A 20,768-nucleotide genomic window follows, 5' to 3' on the forward strand; every position below is an offset into this window, starting at 1 on the left:
GGCTTCATAAACAGCAAATTTTCAAAAGGTTATAGTTTTTTATTTAAAATTAATCTAAATAAAATTTGTTTTTTACCAAAAGTAAGATAATTTTGCCTTAATTAAAATAAATCTAAATAAAAACAATGAAAGGATTATTAACCGCTGTTTCTATATTTTTAGGAATAGCAATCTCAGTAGCACAAGGGGGAGACATTAGTGGTACTGTAAAAGACAATAATAATGAGCCCTTGGTAGGTGTTAACATCTTAATAAAAGGAACCAAAAAAGGGACTCAAACTGATATTGATGGTAAGTTTGAAATTAAAAATGCTCCAGGTGGCATTCAAGAAATTATAGCCTCTTTTGTTGGTTACAAAACCAAATTTATACAATTTCAAGCACCAGACAATACTATTAATATTGTATTATTTGAAGGAAACGAATTACTACAAGAAATTGTAATTGATACGGACAGAGCAAATAAATTTTCTAGAAAAAAGACTGCCTATGTAGCTAAATTACCTTTAAAAAACATTGAAAACTCACAAGTTTACAGTACAATTACTAATCAACTTTTAGTATCTCAAAATGTAAACAATTTTTCTGATGCATTGAAAAATGCAGTAGGTGTAGACCAACTATGGCCTTCTACAGGAAGAACTGGTGACGGAGCTGGTTACTACTCTGTAAGAGGTTTTTCAGTTCAACCTCAATTAGTAAATGGAATGCCTGGTATTACTAATGGATTTATAAATCCTTCTAATGTGGAGCGTGTTGAAGTTATCAAAGGTCCATCTGCCACATTATTTGGAAGTACTGTAACGTCTTATGGTGGTTTAATAAACATCGTTACCAAAAAACCATATAAAGGAACTGGTGGAAATATTAGTTTAGGCTATGGTTCTTTTGGTTTTAAAAAATTAAATGTAGATGTTAACACTACTGATCAAAGTGAAAAGTTTTCTTTACGTTTAAATGCTGGCTTCCAATCTGAAGACAGCTTTCAAGATGCTGGATTTAGAAAATCACACTTTTTTGCTCCAGCAATCTCTTATCAAGTTTCAGATAAGTTAGCGTTAAACTTTAATTATGAGCTATCATCAACTGACCAAACTAATCAAGTTTTTTTATTCTTAAACAGAAACGCTCCATTAGCTTTTAAAAATCTTGATGAATTAAATTACGACACCAATTTATCTTTAACCAACAATGATGTGTCTGTAAAAAACCCAACACAAAACTATCGTGGAGAGGTAGTTTATAAAATTACAGATAACATAACTTCTCAATCTATTATTGCTGGAGGTAATGCAAAATCTAACGGACAGTATACCTACTTATATAACCTGCAAGCAAATGTATTTGGGTTGTATGCCATGAACTTAAACTCAGAAACCAATACATTAAACCTACAACAAAACTTTACTGGTGATTTTAAAATAGGTGAAGTTCGTAATAGAGTTGTTTTAGGTGTTGATTATCTTGAGTCTCAAACCTTAAACCAAGACACTAGTGGTTCTGGAGTAGGTATACATGCAGTTAACCCACAGGGGCAACTAATACCTCTTCCTGCAGCTTTTGGTTTTGCAAATTTACCTGTTAATAAAAGAAATATTACAGCTGCTTTAGCCAATTCAGCAAACAATGATAGTGATCTTAATCAAAATATTTTTGGCGCTTACATCTCTAATGTGGTAAATATTTTACCAGAATTATCAGTAATGGCTAGTGTACGTTATGATCGCTTTGACTATGAAGGGGATAAAAACACACCTTCAGATGACCCTACAGAATATACTAAATCTACTTTTTCACCAAAGTTTGGTGTAGTTTTCCAACCTATTCTTAATAAAGTTTCAGTATTTGCAAATTATCAAAATGGATTCTCTTATGTAAATCCTGAATATGCTATCAATCCAGCTACTAACCAAGGAGTGCTTTTATCTTTCGACTTAGAGAATGCTAATCAATTTGAAGGAGGAGTTAAAACAAACTTGTTTGGAAACAAATTGGAAACTACCCTTACTTACTACAACATTAATGTAGATAATAAAATAATGGGGTTTGGCTTTACAAAAACACAGGATGGTGCTGTAAAAAGTCAAGGTATAGAATTTGAAGCAAACGCTAACCCAGTAGATGGTTTAAATGTTAGAGGTGGATTTAGTTATAATGATTCAGAAATTACACGATCTGACTCTAACCCAAGTTCAGTGGGGCAACGTTTTGCTGAAGCTGGCGCTAAGTTTAACTATAACTTTTGGGCTGATTATAAATTCCCTCAAGGGACTTTAAAGAATTTTGGAATTGCTGGTGGTTTTAACGGAGCTAGTGATGTAAATACTATGGTTGACTACCCTATTGCTGGAGAATTCATTTTGCCTGCATATACAATTTTCAATGCAGCGGTTTATTATGAAAACAGCAAATTTAGAGCTAGCATTAATGCTAATAACCTTACTGATAAAATATATTACAAAGGTTGGAGTACAGTAACTCCACAACAACCTAGAGCAATCTACGGTTCTTTAACTTATAAATTTTAATCGTTTAAAAAATCGAATAAACTATAGCTATTAAACATTAATATATGATACATATAGTTTCATTCATTTAACGATTTATGTTAATAAATTTCAATTAGTTAAACTAAGCTCTGATTATACAATCAGAGTTTAGTTATTAAATAAAAAAATGTGAAAAAAATTGATTTTAAAAAAAACGTACGACTCATTCATTTATGGATAGGCTTGCTCACAGGTCTTATTGTTTTTATTGTATGTATTACTGGTTGTATTTATGCTTTTCAAAAAGAAATACGCTTAGCTGCATATCCTTATTACACTGTTGTTCATAAAAACCAACAAGAACTAACATTAGATAATTTATTAAACGAATACAAAAAACAATCTGACAACAATGTTCTTAGGATATACGATTTTACCGAAACCACCAGAAGTACCATTTTACTTACTGAAAAAGATCAGCAATATTTCTTTAGTTATTTAAACCCTTACACCGGTAACTTATTAAAAGAGAAAAATTTAGCTAGTGATTTTTTTGTCATTGTTTTATACATACATCAAAATCTATTACTAGGCGAATTAGGAACCCAAATAATTGGTTGGTCTGTAGTTGTTTTCATTTTATCATTAATAACCGGATTAATATTATGGTTCCCTAAAAACACTAAAGTTTTTAAAACCAAAAAGGGTAGAAAATCTAAGTTTTCTATAAAAACAAAAGCAAAAGCAAAAAAACACAAAGTTATCTTTGATTTACATAATGTATTAGGGTTTTATGCCTCTGCTATTTTATTAGTTGTAGCCATAACCGGAATAGCTTGGACTTTTACATGGGTAGATGGAGCATTATATAGTTTAGTTACTTTTGAAAAGAAGAAAACAGAAAAAACAACCACGATAACATCAACTGTTTTTAATAAAAATGCATTAGCTACCACCAAACAACAATTAGACTATAATCAAAACAACAGAAACCTTTTTATTTATTTTTTACCTCAACAGGACACCATTCCTCTTCAAGTAACAGCATATCCAAATGATGATAGTTTTGGTAGTTCAGACAATTATTACCTACAGCCTGATTCTGGTAAACTAATAAAAAGTAAACTAGACTCTCAAAAAAATGCTGGAGAAAAATTCAACTCCCTATACTACGATATCCATACTGGAAGTATTTTAGGTATTGGTGGTAAAATAATCGTTTTTCTGGCTGGGCTAATCGGAGCTTCTTTGCCAGTTACAGGTACCATGCTATGGCTACACAACAGAAAAAAGAAACGTGCAAAAACTTTAACACAAAAAAACAATCAAGAACTTAATAACAACACAATACCTATGAGAACAAAAATTTCAATTTTATGGTTTTTTATTGCCATCGGATGGATTGTACACCATATATATGGGCTTTTCAGTGTATACTACCATGAAAGTGTAATGATGGAAGACGCAACTGGAGAAGTTCCTTTTGTACACCACATGTATAGAATTCTGTTTGAAGGCATGGCTTTACTTTTTGCCTTATTAACCTTAGAGGTTTCCAAAAAATGGTTTGTTTGGATATCTTTTATATGGGCTATTATTGGAGGTTTATATAATCTATACCATGTTTTAAGCTCTTTCATGTACGAAGCTTCTAACATATCAGAGATATTAGTTTTAATATTAATGGTGATAGCCAGTGTTTTCTTAATTAAAAATTTAAACGAACAACGCATCAATGGATAAAATAGGATTAATATACGGTTCTGATACTGGTATGACAGAAGAAATTACACATTCTATTGTAGATCAATGGAATCTTAGTGAAATTGAAGTAACTGAAGTTAGTAATGCAAGCACCTCAGATTTTGAACAATTTGATTTTCTCATCCTAGGCTTATCAACCTGGTATGATGGCGACTTACAAAGTGACTGGGAAAGTTATTTTGATGAGTTTAAAACTATTGATTTTACAGGAAAAACGGTAGCCATTTTTGGTTTAGGAGATCAATACGGTTATGGTGAGTATTTTATTGATGGCGTGGGTATGCTTGCTGAAGTAGTTACTGATAATGGAGGTACTGTAGTAGGTAAATGGTCTACTGAAGGATACGACTTTACAGAGTCTAAAGCCGAAATTGAAGGCGAAGATTTATTTTATGGATTAGCCATTGATGAAGACAATCAACCAGAATTAACCTCTGAACGATTGAAAACTTGGCTAGAAGATATTCAGAAAGAATATAAAAAGGTTGTTGAATTAGCTCTCGGGAGCTAATTCAACCTCCAAACCATCTAAATCTGGAGTTATTTGTATTTGACATCCAAGTCTACTATTGTCTTCTACATAAAAAGCTTCAGCTAACATGGCATCTTCATCATCTGTCATTTCAGGAAGTTCATGATTGGATTTTACATAACATTGACAAGAAGCACACATTGCCATACCTCCACAAATACCAATAGTACCTTCTGGTGCCAGCTCATATGAACGTACTACTTCCATTAAATTCATTGCCATATCAGTTGGTGCAACTACTTCATGTGTTACGCCTTCTCTATCTGTAATTTTTATATTAATATCTTGGTTATCCATTTTTAGTATATAGTTTGTATTCCAAACAACTCAAATAAAGGTGTTGTTGCTACCAATAGTACTAAAACAAAAACAACTAGTTTTACCCAAACACTCTTATTCTCATTTACTAAATGGTAGTCTTTTATATTACTTTTTTCTTGAAGAAGCACATCTCTTAAATCATAAAAAACACTGCTTTCTGAATTTAAACTTACTATAGAACTTTTATTGGAAATTTTACCATAATACCAGCTTAACAAACCAAGTATTAACAAAGCACCAATAAAAAAAACAAACAAATCAACCCCAGAAATTTCGGAATCAAAATAATTTCCTAAACAATTTATAACTAACATAGTTTTTATTTACAACCTAATTTTCTTCTTGTTCTTTTAACTTCTTTCTTAAAACTTTTGCTCTTTTATCTTCTCCATCATGACTCCACCCTGGCGAATTAAATATATAATTTAATTTATCACTCCATGTATTTGCTCTTTTTACATCTTTCCATATAGCCGTATATTCATGTGTCGCTACTTTTATTGGATTAAATGTTTCAATATTTACTGTTAAACCATAAACAGGTTGGTCTATTTCTTTTAACTCTTCTGAAAACGTTCCAAACATACGATCCCAAATAATTAGAATGCCTGCATGATTACAATCTAAATAACGAATATTCGATGCATGATGTACTCTATGATGTGACGGTGTATTAAAAATATACTCTATTGGTTTAGGAAACTTATCTACCAATTCTGTATGCACAAAAAACTGGTAAATTAAGCTAATTCCCATCATAGTAAACATCATTAAAGGATCAATTCCTAACAAAGGAATCCACAACCAAAAGAAAAATTTATGAATACGCTCTCCTACTCCTTGACGTAATGCTGTTCCTAAGTTCATATATACAGATGAATGGTGAGGCACATGACCTGCCCAGAACAGTCGTACTTCGTGATTTAAACGATGAAACCAGTAATAAGAAACGTCATCTGCAAAAAACAACAATATCCAAGCCCACCATTGACGTTGTACTATATCTTTTAACGGACTTAATTCATGCAAATAAAAAAACACAACAAAAGCTAACACTTTAGGTAAAAACTCAATAATAGCAGAGAAAATCATCATAGCTAAGGAAACTCCTGTGTCTTTTCCGTGATATTTTTCTTTTGCAAATTGATACTCTACCAACATACTGATAAAAAAAACTGGTAGCGCAAAATATAAAAGTGTGTCTTGAGATAGCTGTTGTATATAATCTGTTAAAGTCAATATTAATTTTGTTTTTGGTTGCTACAAATTTAGCATTTCTTTTACAATATTATTTTAACCTAAAACAAATACTACTTTAACTTATTTTTTAAGGTGAAAACCATTAAAAATTTAACTTTCTAAATGATTTTTTAATCCTAAAGATAAATCAGGAAGACTATTTAACTAATCTTCCCGAATTAAATTGAGTATATTCTGTCTGTTTAAAGGATTGAAAATTATTCAATTTTTTTCACCACTGCTTTTGGTGCTTCTTTTTTAGTACCATCAAACCCATGAACCCCACCAACAGTTGTATATTTCATTACATATTTTTTGTCTGGATGAATGCGTTGATAAGCACTTTGACACATTAAAGTAGCCTCATGGAATCCACATAAAATAAGTTTCAATTTACCTGGATACGTATTTACATCTCCAATGGCATATATTCCTGGAACGTTAGTTTGGTAATCTAAAGCATTATTTACTTTAATAGCGTTCTTCTCAATTTCTAATCCCCAATTAGCAATAGGACCTAATTTAGGTGCTAATCCAAATAAAGGAATAAAATGATCCGTTTTTAATGTAACTGGCTCTTTGTCTTTTTGTTCAACAACAACTCCTTCAACTTTACCTTCACCAACAATTGATTTTACTTCAGCAGGTGTAATCAAGTTAATCTTACCTTCATTCTTTAATTCTTGAACTTTATCTACAGAATCTAAAGCTCCTCTAAATTCATTTCTTCTATGAATTAAAGTTACCGACTTAGCTACATCGGTAAGAAAAATAGACCAATCTAACGCAGAATCTCCTCCTCCAGCAATTACCACATCTTTGTCTCGATATAATTCTGGCTCTTTAATCATATACTCTACTCCTTTGTCTTCATAATCAGTAATATTTGCAATAGGAGGTTTTCTTGGCTCAAAACTACCTAAACCACCAGCAATAGCTACTACTGGAGCTTGATGCTTTGTCCCTTTGTTAGTAGTAACAATAAAGGTTCCATCCTCTTGTTTTTCAACCGTATCTGCTCTTTCTCCTAAAGTAAACCCTGGTTCAAACTGCTTAATTTGTTCCATTAATTTATTTGTCAAATCTCCAGCTAATATTTCTGGGTAAGCAGGTATGTCATAAATTGGTTTTTTGGGATATATTTCTGAGCATTGTCCTCCTGGTTGTGGTAAAGCATCTATTAAATGGCATCTTAATTTTAACAAACCAGCTTCAAAAACGGTAAATAACCCAGTAGGCCCTGCTCCAATAATTAGTATGTCTGTTTTTATCATTTTCTTACAAAAATATTCTTCTTTTATACGGAGATTCCTGCCTTTAAATAAAGACAGGAATAAATTTTATTATGAGTGTAAACACACAAAATGAGGTTTACTAAAAGTTGTTAGCTTTTGATTTATTTTCTTTCGAAAAATTAAGCTACATTAATTACTTCTTTTATTTCTGGGGCATATTTTTTTATGGTTGCTTCCACTCCATTTTTCAATGTCATTTGATTTACAGAACAACCACTACATGCTCCTTCTAACTGAACTTTTACTGTATTATCTTCAATAGAAAGTAACTTTATATCTCCTCCATCACTTTTTAAAAAAGGACGAATTTCTTCTAAAGCTTTTTCTACATTGTTTCTTATTTCTTCTGTTAATTCCATAATACATCCCTACTTTACCTTTAAAAAGGAACTCAAACGGGTATTTGAGTATTCATTACTTACGTTTATTTTGTACTACAACCACTCATTGTAGTTATTCTAACTACTTCTGTTGGTGGTAAGTTTGCATTTCTTTTTAATAACTCAGACACCATGTTTTTTGTTACTTCTGTAAATGCTTCAGATAACGGTGTGTTTTCTTGTAAAGCTACAGGATGCCCTACATCTCCAGCTTCTCGGATACCTTGAACTAATGGTATTTCTCCTAAAAAGCTTGTTTCTATTTGTTCTGCTAAATTCTTAGCACCAGCTTGTCCAAATATATAATATTTATTATTTGGCAACTCTTCTGGTGTGAAATACGCCATGTTTTCAACAATTCCTAGCACAGGGACTTTTATATTTTCTTGTTTAAACATAGCTACTCCTTTTTTAGCATCTGCCAAAGCTATATTTTGAGGTGTACTTACTACCACGGCTCCAGTAATTGGCACAGCTTGTACAATAGATAAATGTACATCTCCTGTTCCTGGTGGTAAATCTATCAGCAAAAAATCTAATTCTCCCCAATCTGCATCAAATATTAATTGATTTAAAGCTTTAGAAGCCATAGGTCCTCTCCAGATTACTGCTTGATTAGGATCTGTAAAAAAGCCTAAGGATAATAGTTTTACACCATAATTTTCAACAGGCTTCATTTTAGACCTTCCTTCTACTTTAACAGCTAAAGGTTTTTCTTTTTCAACATCAAACATCAAGTGTTGAGATGGTCCATACACATCTGCATCTAAAACCCCAACCTTGAATCCCATTTTTGCTAAAGAAACAGCCAAATTAGAGGTTATTGTAGACTTTCCTACACCTCCTTTTCCTGAAGCTATTGCTATTATGTTTTGTATGTTAGGAATCTCTTTTCCTCTTATTAAATTAGGATTTTCTTTTGCTGCAACTTCTACTTTGACATTAACTTTAACGTCTATTTTTGGGTTTACGTGTTCATGAATTGCTTTCATGATTTCAACCTCAACTTTCTTTTTAGCTTGTAAAGAAGGGTTACTTATTGTAACATCTACAATCACCTCATCACCAAAAGCTACTACATTCTTTACATTTTCGTTTTCTATTAAACTTTTTCCTTCACCTGGCGCTGTTATAGTTTCTAACGCTTTGTAAATATCTTGTTTTTTAAAACTCATTATCAATGCAGTTGCCTAAACAACTGACTTTTATTATAATTATTTATCTATTTTATTCTAAACTACAAAGATACGCTTTACACCTTATAAAATAAAGTGTTTAAATTAGGAATATTTATAGGTTAATAAAGGGTTTCTATATAAAAAATAGTATTACTCAAGCTCTTTAGACGGATCCCAGAAAATATTTTCAAAATCTTGAATTTGATTCTCTATAACTTTTATTCCTTCACTTTCTAAAAGTTGCTGCATTAAGTTTACCCCAGAAAAATGATGTTTTCCTGTTAACAATCCTTTTCTATTTACCACCCTATGCGCTGGTACCTCTTCTTCTTGACTACTTGAGTTATTCATAGCCCAACCAACCATTCTTGCGGATCTTGCTGCACCTAAATATGTTGCTATTGCTCCATAACTAGTAACTCTACCATAAGGGATTAATCTTGCTACCTCATATACCTTATTAAAAAAGTTTTCAGATGTTGCCATATTTTAAAAATAAAGTTATAATGCTGAATATACCGTTATAATGTCAATTAAACATTAAAAGAGAGATGTTAATTTATATCAGAAATGAGGTTGTAGTGAATTTACTCTGTATCAAAAAGTATATACTCCCTCAAAAAAACAAGAATTAATTAGTAAGAAACGTATTTACTTTTAATTCTTAACTCTAAATTTGACGTAGGTTATTGGCTTTCCTTGTTCTAAGTATTGTTTTTCGTAAAAGGTTTGGGTTCCTGTTACTTCTTCTGGTGAGTAGTGATTTTTGTATACATCATGGTTTGCATGTAAAACCTCATGTCCTTCGCCATGCAACAATCCTAATGTATAACCATGCATAAATTCACTATCAGTTTTTAAATTAATGGTTCCTTCAGGTTTTAAAATGCGGTTATACTTCTTTAAGAACTCAGAATTTGTTAAACGATGCTTAGTTCGTTTGTATTTTATTTGTGGATCGGGAAAAGTTATCCAAATATCAGCGACTTCATTTTCAGAAAATATAAACTCTATAAGTTCTATTTGAGTTCTTATAAAAGCTACATTTTGCATATTGTTTTCAATGGCTGTTTTTGCTCCTCTCCAAAAACGAGCTCCTTTGATATCAATTCCTATAAAGTTTTTATCTGGATTTTTTTCAGCTAACGCAATGGTGTATTCTCCTTTTCCACATCCTAACTCTAGTACAATTGGATTGTCATTTTTAAAAAAGGTATTCCATTTCCCTTTATAACGAAAGTTTTCAACAACTTCTTCTCGGGTTGGTTGTATTACATTAGCGAACGTTTCATTTTCTTTGAAACGTTTTAATTTATTCTTGCTTCCCAATAGTATGTAGAATTAAGCTCTATCCTCTGTTCCTTCTCTTTTAAACTTAAGAGATTGTGACATCCAGTACCCTAATAGAACAATTAGAACAAGTAGGAATATCCAATTGATTAAATTAGAGCTCCACCATCCTCCATCTGATTTCGCTACTGTACGACGAATCCACTCAAATGGCGTTAATAATAACTCAAACAAATCTCCAATTAATCTAAAAATATTTAAACCTAACATAACTTGATTATCTTTACGTTTGCAAAAATATAAAAAGAAACCATGTTAGCCAATTTTTTCAGCAAATCTAAGCCTGTAAATTTCTTAGTTCTTTTCTTGCTTTTTTTATGCTTTTATATTGCAGGATTATTTTCAAGAGAAATAACCATTGGAATCATAGGTAAAGAACTCTTCTTTTTTATTACTCTTTTTTCTATTTATAATTTCATCATTCTAAAAAATGAGTTAACGTTTGACAACTCTTTTGCTTACTTTTTTTATACCATATTAGTTCTATTTTTTGTTAGAAACATTTCTATTTCTACTCTATTTTATGCCAATTTAACCTCTTTGTTATTCATAAGAAAAGTATATAGTTTACAATCTACTAAGAATATATTTCAAAAGCTTTTTGATGGTGGATTATGGTTAGGTATATCTTTTATTATAGAGCCTATGACTATAGTTTTTACACCGTTGGTTTTTGCTTCAATATTTTTACACCAACAGTTAACATACAAAACCATTTTTACACCTATACTTGGTTTTTTATCTCCTATAATTTTGTATTTCACTTACTGTTATTGGTATGATTTCACTGAACACTTTTTCCAACTATACCATTGGTGGGAAGTTCCTTTTGATTTTAATTTATATAAACAAGCAAAGTACCTTTTCCCTGTTGCCTTTACAGGCTTATTTACTTTAGTTTCATTATTTTTGAAAACACCAAAAACACTTGCTATACTTAATAGGTTTCGAAAAAATTGGTTATTAATACTTCTACATTTATTACTTTCTGGAATTGTATTTATTTTAATTCCTAAAAAATCAGGAGTTGAGTTCTTATTCCTACTTTTTCCTACATCAGTAATATTAGCTAATGGAATAGAGCTTTTTCAAAAAAAATGGTATACAGACGTGCTTATGATTTGCTTTATCATAGCCTCTGTGGTAACTTTTATTTTATAGTTACTTTTTCACGCCAAAAGCTAAATCACCAGCATCACCTAATCCTGGAACTATATAACCTTTTTCATTTAAAACGGCATCTATATCTGCAATCCATAACTCTGTTGTATCAGGAAAATGTTCTTTTACATAAGATACTCCTTCTTGAGAACCTATTACTGAAATAACATGAATTTTTTTAGGTTTTCCGTATTTTAAAATTGCCTGATAAACCGCTACTAATGATTTACCTGTTGCTAGCATTGGATCAATTAAGAATAAAGTTTTATCATTAATATCTGGTGAAGCAAAATATTCTACTTTTATTTCAAAGTTTTCATCATTATTAGGGTGATGTCTATAGGCAGAAATAAATGCATTCTCGGCATCATCAAAATAATTTAACAACCCGTTATGCAAAGGCAAACCTGCTCTTAAAATAGAACATAAAACAATATCATTTACTGGAATACTACTTGTTTTAGTTCCTAGAGGTGTTGTTGTTTTTTCTTCGGAATATTCAAGTTCTTTACTTAGTTCATATCCTAAAATCTCCCCTATTCTTTCTATGTTTCTTCTAAATCGCATGGCGTCTTTTTGAACTGAGACATCTCTTATTTCTAAAAGAAATTTATTTAAAATAGAATTATTTTGGGCTATATGATGAACTTTCATGGATACAAATTATTTTTCACAAAAGTACGAAAAAGAAAGCTTCACTATTTAAATAGCAAAGCTCTCAAAAACAAGTTATATTTAAAGTACTCAATCCATTTCAAAGCAATCTTATCTTGTTTTACTTGATAAACTATCAAAGTTATTGTGCTCTATTCCTTTCTTCATTATTACCGAATTCTCTTTCTTTATTTTTTATTTTTTGATTTCCAAAATTATATGATACAGAAATTCTAAAATTTCTTGTACTGGAATTTGCACGGTATGTTTGTTTTACTCCATTGACTATAGATTCATAATTGTTTAAACTACTTGTATCAAATATATCATTTGCTAAAAAAGACATTTTAAATCCGCTATTTTTAAAAGTATGTTGCAATCCTATTGATAAATTAAACATGTTTCCAACACTAGACAACCCTCTATTGTGGCTTGAACTATACCAGGAATTAATCATAAATTTCGTGCTTTTTGACATAGAGAAGGTATTATTAGATGTTACCAAAACTTGCATTCCGTTTTTAGGTTTAGCTTTAAATGTTTTATCAAAAATAGAATAGTAACCAAGTAAATTCAAGCTATTTTGACTTTGCCACCAAGAAATTTTATTAAAAGAAAAACTTTCTATTATTCCGTAATTGTATTGTGTAAAATAATTTTCCCTAGTTATTATTTGCGTTTGATTATTTGTATCTGAAGTAAATACTACTCCAAAACCATTGGTTGTTACATTTACAAAAGCACTACTTGTTAAGTTTCGTTTATAGGTATGAGAAAGTTCAAAACTATCTGTAAACGATGGTTGTAAAAACGGATTCCCTTCGCTATAACTATTATCATTTATATAATACCTAAATGGGTTTAAATCTGAAAACCTTGGTCTATTAATTCTTCTCCCATAAGAGAAACTAAAGGAATTTTTATCATTTTTAGTATACTTAAAAAATACTGTAGGAAATAATTTTGTGTATCTATTTTTATTTTCTTCAGACATCCCTTCATTTGTGCCTTTAGTAGTTACATTTTCCATACGCATTCCTATTTTCATTTTAACTTTACCAGTTAGATTTGTATTTGCAGAAACATAGGTTGCTATATTATTTTCTGCATACTTAAAATTGTTTGATTTATTTGTTTCTAATATTGGAACTCCTGAAAGTCTATTATAAAATAACACTTCACTATTAGTCGTTGTAAAACTTGCTTTTCCTCCAAATAACAACTTCACTTTATTGAAAGGGAATTCAACATCCGCTTTAGCACTTAAGTTTTCAATATTTTGATTTGATGTATTTAATACTTCAGCCACAACTCCTAAAGAATTGTTATTAGCTGAAAAGTTTTCTGTAATAAAATCTCTGTTATTTTTTGAGTTATATTGAAAATAATCAACATCAAATGAAATACTTTTCCCTAAGGAATCTATTGCTGTTATAGCATGAAAGTTTATTGCGTTATTTTTGGTATTAATATTATTATCTCCTTTATTCTCTATCGTTTTATCTACGTTCTTGTTTGTATTAAAAACTGTAGAAGTAACTGTAGAAAAACCACCTGGATTACTTTTACTTCCTAAATACTGGACTCCTATGGTTGTTTTATCAGAAATTGTATAATCTAATAAAAATCGCCCTGAATAATTAACATCTCTTTCTTTAGATTGCACATTAATATCCCACAAATTTTCTGGATAATTAATTACCAAGCCTTCTATATGATTATGAAACCCTTTGGTAGCATTCATACTCATTGCTAGTGAAATATTATTTTTATTGTAAGTAAAACTATTTCTTAAAGAGTTAAAATGATACTTATTTTGATTGTGGGTTAATGTTATTGCATTTTTCCATGAATTCTTTAATCCTTTTTTTAGAATAATGTTAATTAAACCTCCACTACTAGATGCTTCATATTTTGCTGGCGGATTGGTAATTACTTCAATACTTTTAATATCATTGGAATTTAAATTTTCTAAAAAAGCGGTTAATTCATCTCCTTCTAAAGGGGATAATCTTCCATTTATTAGTAGTCTAGAAGCTCCTTTACCTAGAATTTCAACTGTTCCATTTTGTACTTGTACTCTTGGTGCTATTTTTAAAATATCTATTCCATTTCCTCCTTCTGCAACGATACTTTTTTCTACATTAAACACCAATCGGTCTACCTTTCTTTGAATTACTCTTTTCTTAGTTTTTACAACAACTTCTTCTAGTGCTTCTGCGTCTTCTTTTAAATTAATCACTCCTAAGTTTAAATCACTATCAATAGTAACTTTTTTACTCCAATTTTGATATCCTAAAAAAGAAACCTGAATTGTATAAGTTCCTTTTTGTGCTTTAATATTAAACTTCCCGTTGTCATTTGTTGTTGTTCCTGTTATAATATTGTTTGATGTATCTTTTAAAATAACATCTGCAAATGCAACACTTCCTATTGTATCTTTAACTATACCCGTAATAGTTTGCGAAACCATATGGGTTGAAATAAGTGCTAAAAAAATTAGAATTAATCGTCTCATAATAACTTGTTTTTGTTTTGATGAGACAAAAGTGCTACGGAATGTAAAACTACACGACCGAAAACGTAAAGTCGAACTCATTTTAAGTGCAAAAATGAGTTCGACTTTTTAAACCAAGCGTTCGACTTTACGTTAACACACTATTAAACAATAGATTTCCTATACTGAGTAGGTGTAGTTCCTGTATGTTTTTTGAATGCAGTATTAAAAGAAGATTTTGAATTAAAGCCAACTTCATACAAAATTTCTAATACTGTTTGCTTACTTTTTGTGCTATCTTTTAAAATTTCTTTTGCTTTTTCTATTCGGTATTCATTTATAAAATCAAAAAAATGTTGTTTTAAATCTTGATTAATCAATACTGATAAATCTCGCATAGGGATATTTACTTGTTCTGCTAAATTTCGAATAGTAAGTGAAGGATTTAAATAAGGCTCTTCTGTATGCATATACTTTTTTAAATACACTATTTGTTCCTTATTTTTTGTCTTCTCATCTTCAATCATTATTTCTTTTGATGTACTTAAATTCACATCAATTCCTCTAAATAATTTTGGAGAAATAAGCGCTTTAAAAAACAACCAAAAAACAAAGAACATTCCAAAAAGCAGCATTATTATTCTCCAAATTTCTATGGTTTGTGTTGTATATTCCCCATCTCTAACCATTCCTTTAATAATAGTTATTACCGAACCTATAGCCATTATAATTAGCAGTTGCTTTAACCACTTATAGTTTTTAAAATCATTTTCATTTGTATGATTTTCTAACAATAACTTACGGTATCTTAAAACATAATATATATAAGCAACAAAATAGACAAACGAGATACAATGCCCTAAAACTGTAAAAACAACTACTTCAGGGTTCTCATTAAAGTTATTATAAAACTGAATTTTACCATTATAATCTGCTAAAAAAAAGTTAGGGAATAGTACTATTATATTAATTAACCATGGTAATAAAAGGATTAAATGCTTTTTTTTCAACCTAAAGTTGGAGTAGATAACAGATAAAATATACAAAAAAAGCAAAGGTTCTTTAAAATGCGAAAGCTTCATTCTTAACATATCAAACATCAAATTAACTTCTCCAAAAAAATGATAAAAGAATGCGGTACAATCTAATGCTACAACTATTAAGTATAGCGATAATAATATATTACTTAGTTTTTTACTAGTTTTTACTGTTAATAAAAACACTGAAAAAACTAAAAGAAGTAATGAAAAAACAAAAGCCAACACTCCTATTACAACTGTATTTTCCATGAATTAATTTATATTACCTTATTTTTTAAAATACTTTTTCTTCTAAAATTTAGCATCTACTAAAACCTACAAATCAAATATAATTGTATTATTTTATTTAAGGTTTACGATTTATAAAACCTACTAAAACTCTAAGCAACTCTTCTTTATCTTCAATATGACTCATATGTCCATTTGGTAAAATAATTAATTCAGTCTCTGTTCTTTCAGCTTCTTTTTTTATAGATTCAAAATTTAATACCGGGTCTTTTTTCCCTACAATAATCATTCTTTTTGAAATTAGTTTTAAAGCCAATTCTTTATTTTCTCGTAAACGCATTCCTTCATTAGATGCTATATAGCCTCTAATCGATGTTTTTAATGCTTGTTTTAAAACTTCATTTATTTCAGCTGCATATTTTTCTTTAGATAATTGTGTAAACAAATTTGGTATCGACATTTGCACCATTTTATGAAAGTTTTTAGGAACCATTTTATTTGCTTTCTCTCTAATTTCCTTACGTTCATTAGTATCTTCTTGTGCCGTAGAATTTAATAGGCAAATTCCTTTTACATTTTTAAAATACTTTTCTGTAAAAGCCAAGGCTACATAACCTCCCATTGAATGTCCTATTAAAAAACAACGTCTAACCTTCAATTGCTTTAACACTTCTTTTACTGCATCTGCCATCTCTTCCATTGTATGAACATACCCTAAACAATCTGTTTGTCCATGACCTAATAGATCAATACAAACCACTCTCTTAGTTTTTGATAATTCAGATGCTATATCTTTCCACATAGAGGTGTTTTCTAAAAAACCATGCAGTAAAACAATAGTGTTACCTGTACCTTGTACTGTATAAAAAACAGAAGCTCCTTTATAACTTACAATCATTTTTAATGTATATTGGACAAAGATAAATTTGTTATATCATGAACAAAACGAAAGATGTATTAATAACTGGATTTGCTTTATTTTCTATGTTTTTTGGTGCTGGAAATCTCATTTTACCTCCATTACTAGGTAAAAATGCGGGTGATTATTGGTTTTTAGTTACTGTTGGTTTTTTTATTACTGCTGTTTTTATTCCTATTCTTGGAATTTTAGCACATGCGAAGCTTCAAGGTACTATGTATGATTTTGGTAAAAAGGTCTCTCCTATTTTTAGTATTGCATATTGTTTTATTGTATACCTTATTTCTATTACGCTACCAGCTCCAAGAACTGCTTCTGTAACACATGAAATGGCTATTGCTCCATATTTTGATTTATCTTCTTTATTCACAAGTACTATTTATTTTGTTCTTGTTTTTCTATTTGTTATAAATAGAACTAAAGTTTTAAATCTATTAGGAAAACTTTTAACACCGCTTATCATCCTAATTTTATTAGCTATTATTTTAGTAGGTATTTTTATAGCACCCAATACCATGGAACCAAGTATTTTTAAAACACCTGTTATTGATGGTTTATTAGAAGGTTATCAAACTTTTGATGCTATTGGTGCTGTTGTGGTTGGTGGCGTATTAGTGATATCAATGAATTTTAACAAAAATGCTTCTTTTGAAGAAAAAAAATTGTTGATAACCAAAGCTGGTTTTATTGCTGGTTTAGGCTTATTAATTATTTATGCTGGATTAATTTTTAATGGTGCTTTATTCAATGCTTCTTTTCCTGAAAAAGCCACTCGTGCAGAAATATTATCTTCTTTAAGTACACAAACATTAGGTACTATTGGTACTACATTTTTAAGTGTTTTAGTTGCCTTGGCTTGCTTTACCACTGCAGTTGGTATTATTACAGGTACTGCGGATTATTTTAAAGGGTATTTTAATAATTCTCAAAAAGCGTACCTAATTACCGCTATTATTAGCTGTATTTTAGGGGTTGTAATTGGTCAGTTTGACGTACATTATATTATTAATATTGCATTACCTGCTTTGATGTTCATTTACCCAATTACTATTATTCTAATTTTATTAAACATTCTACCTAACAAACTAGCTTCTGATCTTGTTTTTAAAATAGTAGTTCTAGTAACTTTTGTATTTAGTATTCCAGATTTTTTGCAGTTTGTAGTTGATAAGGATAAATTAACAGGAATTATTAATTTAATTCCATTAGCAAAATATCATTTAGGTTGGGTACTTCCTGCTGTTTTGAGTTTTGGATTTGTTAATCTTTTAAAAGCTAAAAACTAACATTATTCTAATCGTTTTTTGATTACGGTTGTTTTTGTTAGAATACGTTTCAAAAGTCCTAATATTTCTATTTGCCTTTCTTCTGTTGCTTGTAAAGTAGCATTTTGTGTTATGTTTTGAATAGTTACAGTAGGGGTTACGCCATTAACTTGCTGTAAGATGCCTTCATTTTTTTGAAGTATTTTTTTAGTTAAAAACAAAATATCATCTTGATTATTTGAAGTAGCCGGTTCTTCTATAGGTGCCTGATAAACCACAAATTTATAAATATCTTCAGGTCCGGAAAAGTCTTGTTCTGTACTCCAATCGGTATAACCATCTCTTGTAACGTCTATTCTAACATTAGTACTACTAAACTGAGTTACACTATTACTTTCTCCTGTGTAATTAGTAAGACTTAAAAAAGTATTACTTGGGGTCACTGCATTATCCGTAATGGTTAAATTGGCATTGGTTAAATTGGTAATACTAATAAATTTATACAACTGTGCAGCATCTTGCAAACCTACATTCAAATTATTTAGGTCTGCTATACTAGAAGTAACGGTACTTTCTATTTTTACAAACTTATCACACGGTGAAAGAACTGCTGTTCCACTAAGTACTAACTGGTAATCATCTATACTTAAAACATCTGTACTAGGTTTTGCAAAAACCTCATATATTGTTGGCTCAGTTAGATTACTTAATTTATTCAACTTAATAAAATCATACAGTTCACAAAGTGTTCTGTTCTCAGAAATAGTTACGGTTTTAGATGCATGATTAATGTTGACACCTGCATAAGCTCCTACGGTAGTTGTATTTGTTTCACTTATAAATTCATCATCCGTTACTACAAGATTGTCTGTAATTGGTGCTGTAAAATCTCTATCTAAAGCAATATAGTTCTTCAAATAATTAGGAACTACAATTACAGACATTCCTCTATTAAAATTTAAAGCTACCGTATTGTCTATTCGTAATATTTCTTGTGTGGGGATTGTCCCTTGAGCATCGGTTGTTAATGTATAATCAAAACTATTACCGTTAATATTATATAATGCAACTGTCAATCCATTTAGTGGTGTAAGGTTTGGTGATCTTAAGGTAAGGTCATGTGTATAAAATTCTTGTACTGGTAAAGTACCACCGCCAGAATATCCTGTCCATCCAGCTGGCTTAATTGGGTTTACAAAAAAGAAATCTACATTTCGTGGGCTAAAATTCCAATTGGTGGCATCCCATTCCATATCAAAGGTTTTAAAATCTCCTTGTGAGCCCGAACCTCCTACCATTCTTGTAACACCTTCCAACTTTAAATTATTAATAATCTCCGTTTCTCCAGCTAGTCTAGCTCCAGGCTCAAAATTCAAACCTCCTGCTGCATTGGTTATAGTAATATTATTTAAAGTGGTATTGGTTTGAAAGTGTAAAAAATCACTTCCGCCATAACTTACAAAAGTTACATTATCCATGTTGAAGCTATAACTTCCATTATTAAAAAAGTCACTTCTACCACTAACAACTCCTTGCAAATAAAACACTCTTGTAAAATTAGCAGTATACGCTTGATTAAAAGAATGTAGCTTCTGACTTCCGCTATAATGTATGGTAATATCTGTAAGGTTTACTGTACAATTACTCCTTGGTGTATATCTAAACACATTTGGAAAATGGTAAACCGCATTATTATCTGTAAACGTTGCATTGTTATTAATTACCAACTCTGCATTAAAAGTAATATCTCTATTGGTAACAGTTCCTGTGGTTGGGTTTGCCTGAACAAAAGTTCTTAAATCGTCACCAGTTTGTGTTCCTTGAATAATGATAGAAGCTCTTGCGCCTCCTGGACCACCTGGGTTATAGGACGGATTAAGGGTTATTTGAGAAAACACACTAACCGATATTCCTAAAAATAGAAACGTACTAATAAAAAAACACTTCATATTTTATATTTTTAATTATAGGTTAATGCTGCAACCGCCACCAAAGTTGTGGGTTGCGTGCCTGTTCCCATTGCTAAAGTTTCTGTATTAATATCACTTTTATGATACCTACTCACCATCCAATCATTCGTATTTATTCTCACTGAAACATAGATATAGTCATTATCTTCAAATAGTAATTCGTTAGTGATTACGGGAGCATTATTCAATATTTTAACCCAATTGGCTCCATCATAGATATACATACTTTTTTCAGCATCTACATATACCATATTTCCATTATTAGCACCAGTTATACCAGTAGCATCAGTCAAATTTGGCACTACTGGAACGCCCATTAAGTTACCACTATCAAACTGACTTAAAACTATTAACGAATTAAAAAAGAATATCAGCGTAATTATTTTTGCCATACACATCATTTTTCAAAAAACCACTAAAAAACAAGGTTTTAGAATTATAAATATAAAAAAATGAAACTTAAAGTCTTTATAAAAAGAAAAAAGA

At 30.4% G+C, this 20,768-nt stretch carries 20 protein-coding genes; 5 read left to right on the forward strand and 15 right to left on the reverse strand.

What is annotated here, in order from left to right; all coding sequences use genetic code 11:
* The first annotated feature begins 125 nt into the window (after nt 1–125).
* The 3 genes from ABNT65_RS13750 (at nt 126) to ABNT65_RS13760 (ending at nt 4,764) form a co-directional block, all read left to right on the forward strand.
* A complete protein-coding gene (locus ABNT65_RS13750; protein WP_348703360.1) occupies nt 126–2,528 on the forward strand; it encodes a TonB-dependent receptor in 2,403 nt (800 codons plus the stop codon).
* 150 nt (nt 2,529–2,678) lie between these two features.
* Complete coding sequence (locus tag ABNT65_RS13755; protein WP_348746085.1) at nt 2,679–4,232, forward strand: PepSY-associated TM helix domain-containing protein; 1,554 nt, start codon at nt 2,679–2,681, stop codon at nt 4,230–4,232.
* Nucleotides 4,225–4,764 (forward strand): flavodoxin, encoded by a 540-nt coding sequence (locus ABNT65_RS13760; protein ID WP_348703357.1) that lies wholly within the window; start codon nt 4,225–4,227, stop codon nt 4,762–4,764. The genes ABNT65_RS13755 and ABNT65_RS13760 overlap by 8 nt, the downstream gene beginning before the upstream one ends.
* Here ABNT65_RS13760 and ABNT65_RS13765 read toward each other — a convergent pair.
* The 9 genes from ABNT65_RS13765 to ABNT65_RS13805 all read right to left on the reverse strand — a co-directional run bounded on the left by ABNT65_RS13765 (nt 4,747) and on the right by ABNT65_RS13805 (nt 10,758).
* Complete coding sequence (locus ABNT65_RS13765; RefSeq protein WP_348703356.1) at nt 4,747–5,082, reverse strand: 2Fe-2S iron-sulfur cluster-binding protein; 336 nt, start codon at nt 5,080–5,082, stop codon at nt 4,747–4,749. The genes ABNT65_RS13760 and ABNT65_RS13765 overlap by 18 nt on opposite strands.
* Nucleotides 5,083–5,084: 2 nt before the next feature.
* A complete protein-coding gene (locus tag ABNT65_RS13770; RefSeq protein ID WP_348737497.1) occupies nt 5,085–5,420 on the reverse strand; it encodes a hypothetical protein in 336 nt (111 codons plus the stop codon).
* A 16-nt stretch (nt 5,421–5,436) separates the two neighbouring features.
* Complete coding sequence (locus tag ABNT65_RS13775) at nt 5,437–6,345, reverse strand: sterol desaturase family protein (protein ID WP_348703354.1); 909 nt, start codon at nt 6,343–6,345, stop codon at nt 5,437–5,439.
* Nucleotides 6,346–6,563: 218 nt separating this feature from the next.
* The gene (locus ABNT65_RS13780; RefSeq protein WP_348746086.1) at nt 6,564–7,619 is read right to left on the reverse strand and encodes an NAD(P)/FAD-dependent oxidoreductase; all 1,056 of its coding nucleotides are present in this window, start codon (nt 7,617–7,619) and stop codon (nt 6,564–6,566) included.
* A gap of 140 nt (nt 7,620–7,759) precedes the next feature.
* Complete coding sequence (locus ABNT65_RS13785; protein ID WP_348703352.1) at nt 7,760–7,999, reverse strand: NifU family protein; 240 nt, start codon at nt 7,997–7,999, stop codon at nt 7,760–7,762.
* A 65-nt stretch (nt 8,000–8,064) separates the two neighbouring features.
* Nucleotides 8,065–9,195 (reverse strand): Mrp/NBP35 family ATP-binding protein, encoded by a 1,131-nt coding sequence (locus ABNT65_RS13790; RefSeq protein ID WP_348746087.1) that lies wholly within the window; start codon nt 9,193–9,195, stop codon nt 8,065–8,067.
* A gap of 153 nt (nt 9,196–9,348) precedes the next feature.
* Nucleotides 9,349–9,684, reverse strand: coding sequence for an MGMT family protein (locus ABNT65_RS13795; RefSeq protein WP_348703350.1), 336 nt, complete (start codon nt 9,682–9,684; stop codon nt 9,349–9,351).
* Nucleotides 9,685–9,855: 171 nt separating this feature from the next.
* Nucleotides 9,856–10,527 (reverse strand): tRNA (guanosine(46)-N7)-methyltransferase TrmB, encoded by a 672-nt coding sequence (gene trmB / locus ABNT65_RS13800; protein ID WP_348737500.1) that lies wholly within the window; start codon nt 10,525–10,527, stop codon nt 9,856–9,858.
* A gap of 12 nt (nt 10,528–10,539) precedes the next feature.
* A complete protein-coding gene (locus ABNT65_RS13805) occupies nt 10,540–10,758 on the reverse strand; it encodes a DUF6341 family protein (RefSeq protein WP_348703348.1) in 219 nt (72 codons plus the stop codon).
* A 42-nt stretch (nt 10,759–10,800) separates the two neighbouring features.
* On the opposite strand from ABNT65_RS13805, the gene ABNT65_RS13810 reads away from it, so the two are divergent.
* Nucleotides 10,801–11,709 (forward strand): DUF6427 family protein, encoded by a 909-nt coding sequence (locus tag ABNT65_RS13810; protein ID WP_348737501.1) that lies wholly within the window; start codon nt 10,801–10,803, stop codon nt 11,707–11,709.
* Here the strand turns inward: ABNT65_RS13810 and upp are convergent, their stop codons facing one another.
* From upp to ABNT65_RS13830, 4 genes are all read right to left on the reverse strand, one after another.
* Complete coding sequence (upp, locus tag ABNT65_RS13815; protein WP_348703346.1) at nt 11,710–12,363, reverse strand: uracil phosphoribosyltransferase; 654 nt, start codon at nt 12,361–12,363, stop codon at nt 11,710–11,712. It lies immediately after the preceding gene.
* 142 nt (nt 12,364–12,505) lie between these two features.
* On the reverse strand, nt 12,506–14,881 hold the full coding sequence (locus tag ABNT65_RS13820; protein ID WP_348746088.1) for an outer membrane beta-barrel protein: 2,376 nt from the start codon (nt 14,879–14,881) through the stop codon (nt 12,506–12,508).
* Nucleotides 14,882–15,024: 143 nt separating this feature from the next.
* Nucleotides 15,025–16,149, reverse strand: a complete 1,125-nt coding sequence (locus tag ABNT65_RS13825) for a helix-turn-helix domain-containing protein (protein ID WP_348737506.1) — start codon at nt 16,147–16,149, stop codon at nt 15,025–15,027.
* A gap of 97 nt (nt 16,150–16,246) precedes the next feature.
* Complete coding sequence (locus ABNT65_RS13830; RefSeq protein ID WP_348737507.1) at nt 16,247–17,026, reverse strand: alpha/beta hydrolase; 780 nt, start codon at nt 17,024–17,026, stop codon at nt 16,247–16,249.
* A 38-nt stretch (nt 17,027–17,064) separates the two neighbouring features.
* On the opposite strand from ABNT65_RS13830, the gene brnQ reads away from it, so the two are divergent.
* Complete coding sequence (gene brnQ, locus ABNT65_RS13835; protein ID WP_348737508.1) at nt 17,065–18,333, forward strand: branched-chain amino acid transport system II carrier protein; 1,269 nt, start codon at nt 17,065–17,067, stop codon at nt 18,331–18,333.
* Between the two features lie 2 nt (nt 18,334–18,335).
* On the opposite strand, the gene ABNT65_RS13840 is transcribed toward brnQ, so the two are convergent.
* On the reverse strand, nt 18,336–20,261 hold the full coding sequence (locus ABNT65_RS13840; RefSeq protein WP_348746089.1) for a hypothetical protein: 1,926 nt from the start codon (nt 20,259–20,261) through the stop codon (nt 18,336–18,338).
* An 11-nt stretch (nt 20,262–20,272) separates the two neighbouring features.
* The gene (locus ABNT65_RS13845; RefSeq protein WP_348746090.1) at nt 20,273–20,674 is read right to left on the reverse strand and encodes a hypothetical protein; all 402 of its coding nucleotides are present in this window, start codon (nt 20,672–20,674) and stop codon (nt 20,273–20,275) included.
* Nucleotides 20,675–20,768: the final 94 nt, after the last annotated feature.

This window comes from Tenacibaculum sp. 190524A02b, assembly GCF_964036645.1.
GTDB lineage: Bacteria > Bacteroidota > Bacteroidia > Flavobacteriales > Flavobacteriaceae > Polaribacter > Polaribacter vairaonense.

Excerpts from the sequence above, each read along its gene's own strand:
- ABNT65_RS13750 (WP_348703360.1), top strand. The coding sequence starts at position 126 with ATGAAAGGATTATTAACCGCTGTTTCTATATTTTTAGGAATAGCAATC.
- ABNT65_RS13760 (WP_348703357.1), top strand. The coding sequence starts at position 4,225 with ATGGATAAAATAGGATTAATATACGGTTCTGATACTGGTATGACAGAA.
- ABNT65_RS13765 (WP_348703356.1), bottom strand. The coding sequence starts at position 5,082 with ATGGATAACCAAGATATTAATATAAAAATTACAGATAGAGAAGGCGTA.
- ABNT65_RS13770 (WP_348737497.1), bottom strand. The coding sequence starts at position 5,420 with ATGTTAGTTATAAATTGTTTAGGAAATTATTTTGATTCCGAAATTTCT.
- ABNT65_RS13780 (WP_348746086.1), bottom strand. The coding sequence starts at position 7,619 with ATGATAAAAACAGACATACTAATTATTGGAGCAGGGCCTACTGGGTTA.
- ABNT65_RS13785 (WP_348703352.1), bottom strand. The coding sequence starts at position 7,999 with ATGGAATTAACAGAAGAAATAAGAAACAATGTAGAAAAAGCTTTAGAA.
- ABNT65_RS13790 (WP_348746087.1), bottom strand. The coding sequence starts at position 9,195 with ATGAGTTTTAAAAAACAAGATATTTACAAAGCGTTAGAAACTATAACA.
- ABNT65_RS13795 (WP_348703350.1), bottom strand. The coding sequence starts at position 9,684 with ATGGCAACATCTGAAAACTTTTTTAATAAGGTATATGAGGTAGCAAGA.
- ABNT65_RS13805 (WP_348703348.1), bottom strand. The coding sequence starts at position 10,758 with ATGTTAGGTTTAAATATTTTTAGATTAATTGGAGATTTGTTTGAGTTA.
- ABNT65_RS13810 (WP_348737501.1), top strand. The coding sequence starts at position 10,801 with ATGTTAGCCAATTTTTTCAGCAAATCTAAGCCTGTAAATTTCTTAGTT.
- upp (WP_348703346.1), bottom strand. The coding sequence starts at position 12,363 with ATGAAAGTTCATCATATAGCCCAAAATAATTCTATTTTAAATAAATTT.
- ABNT65_RS13820 (WP_348746088.1), bottom strand. The coding sequence starts at position 14,881 with ATGAGACGATTAATTCTAATTTTTTTAGCACTTATTTCAACCCATATG.
- ABNT65_RS13825 (WP_348737506.1), bottom strand. The coding sequence starts at position 16,149 with ATGGAAAATACAGTTGTAATAGGAGTGTTGGCTTTTGTTTTTTCATTA.
- ABNT65_RS13830 (WP_348737507.1), bottom strand. The coding sequence starts at position 17,026 with ATGATTGTAAGTTATAAAGGAGCTTCTGTTTTTTATACAGTACAAGGT.
- brnQ (WP_348737508.1), top strand. The coding sequence starts at position 17,065 with ATGAACAAAACGAAAGATGTATTAATAACTGGATTTGCTTTATTTTCT.
- ABNT65_RS13840 (WP_348746089.1), bottom strand. The coding sequence starts at position 20,261 with ATGAAGTGTTTTTTTATTAGTACGTTTCTATTTTTAGGAATATCGGTT.
- ABNT65_RS13845 (WP_348746090.1), bottom strand. The coding sequence starts at position 20,674 with ATGGCAAAAATAATTACGCTGATATTCTTTTTTAATTCGTTAATAGTT.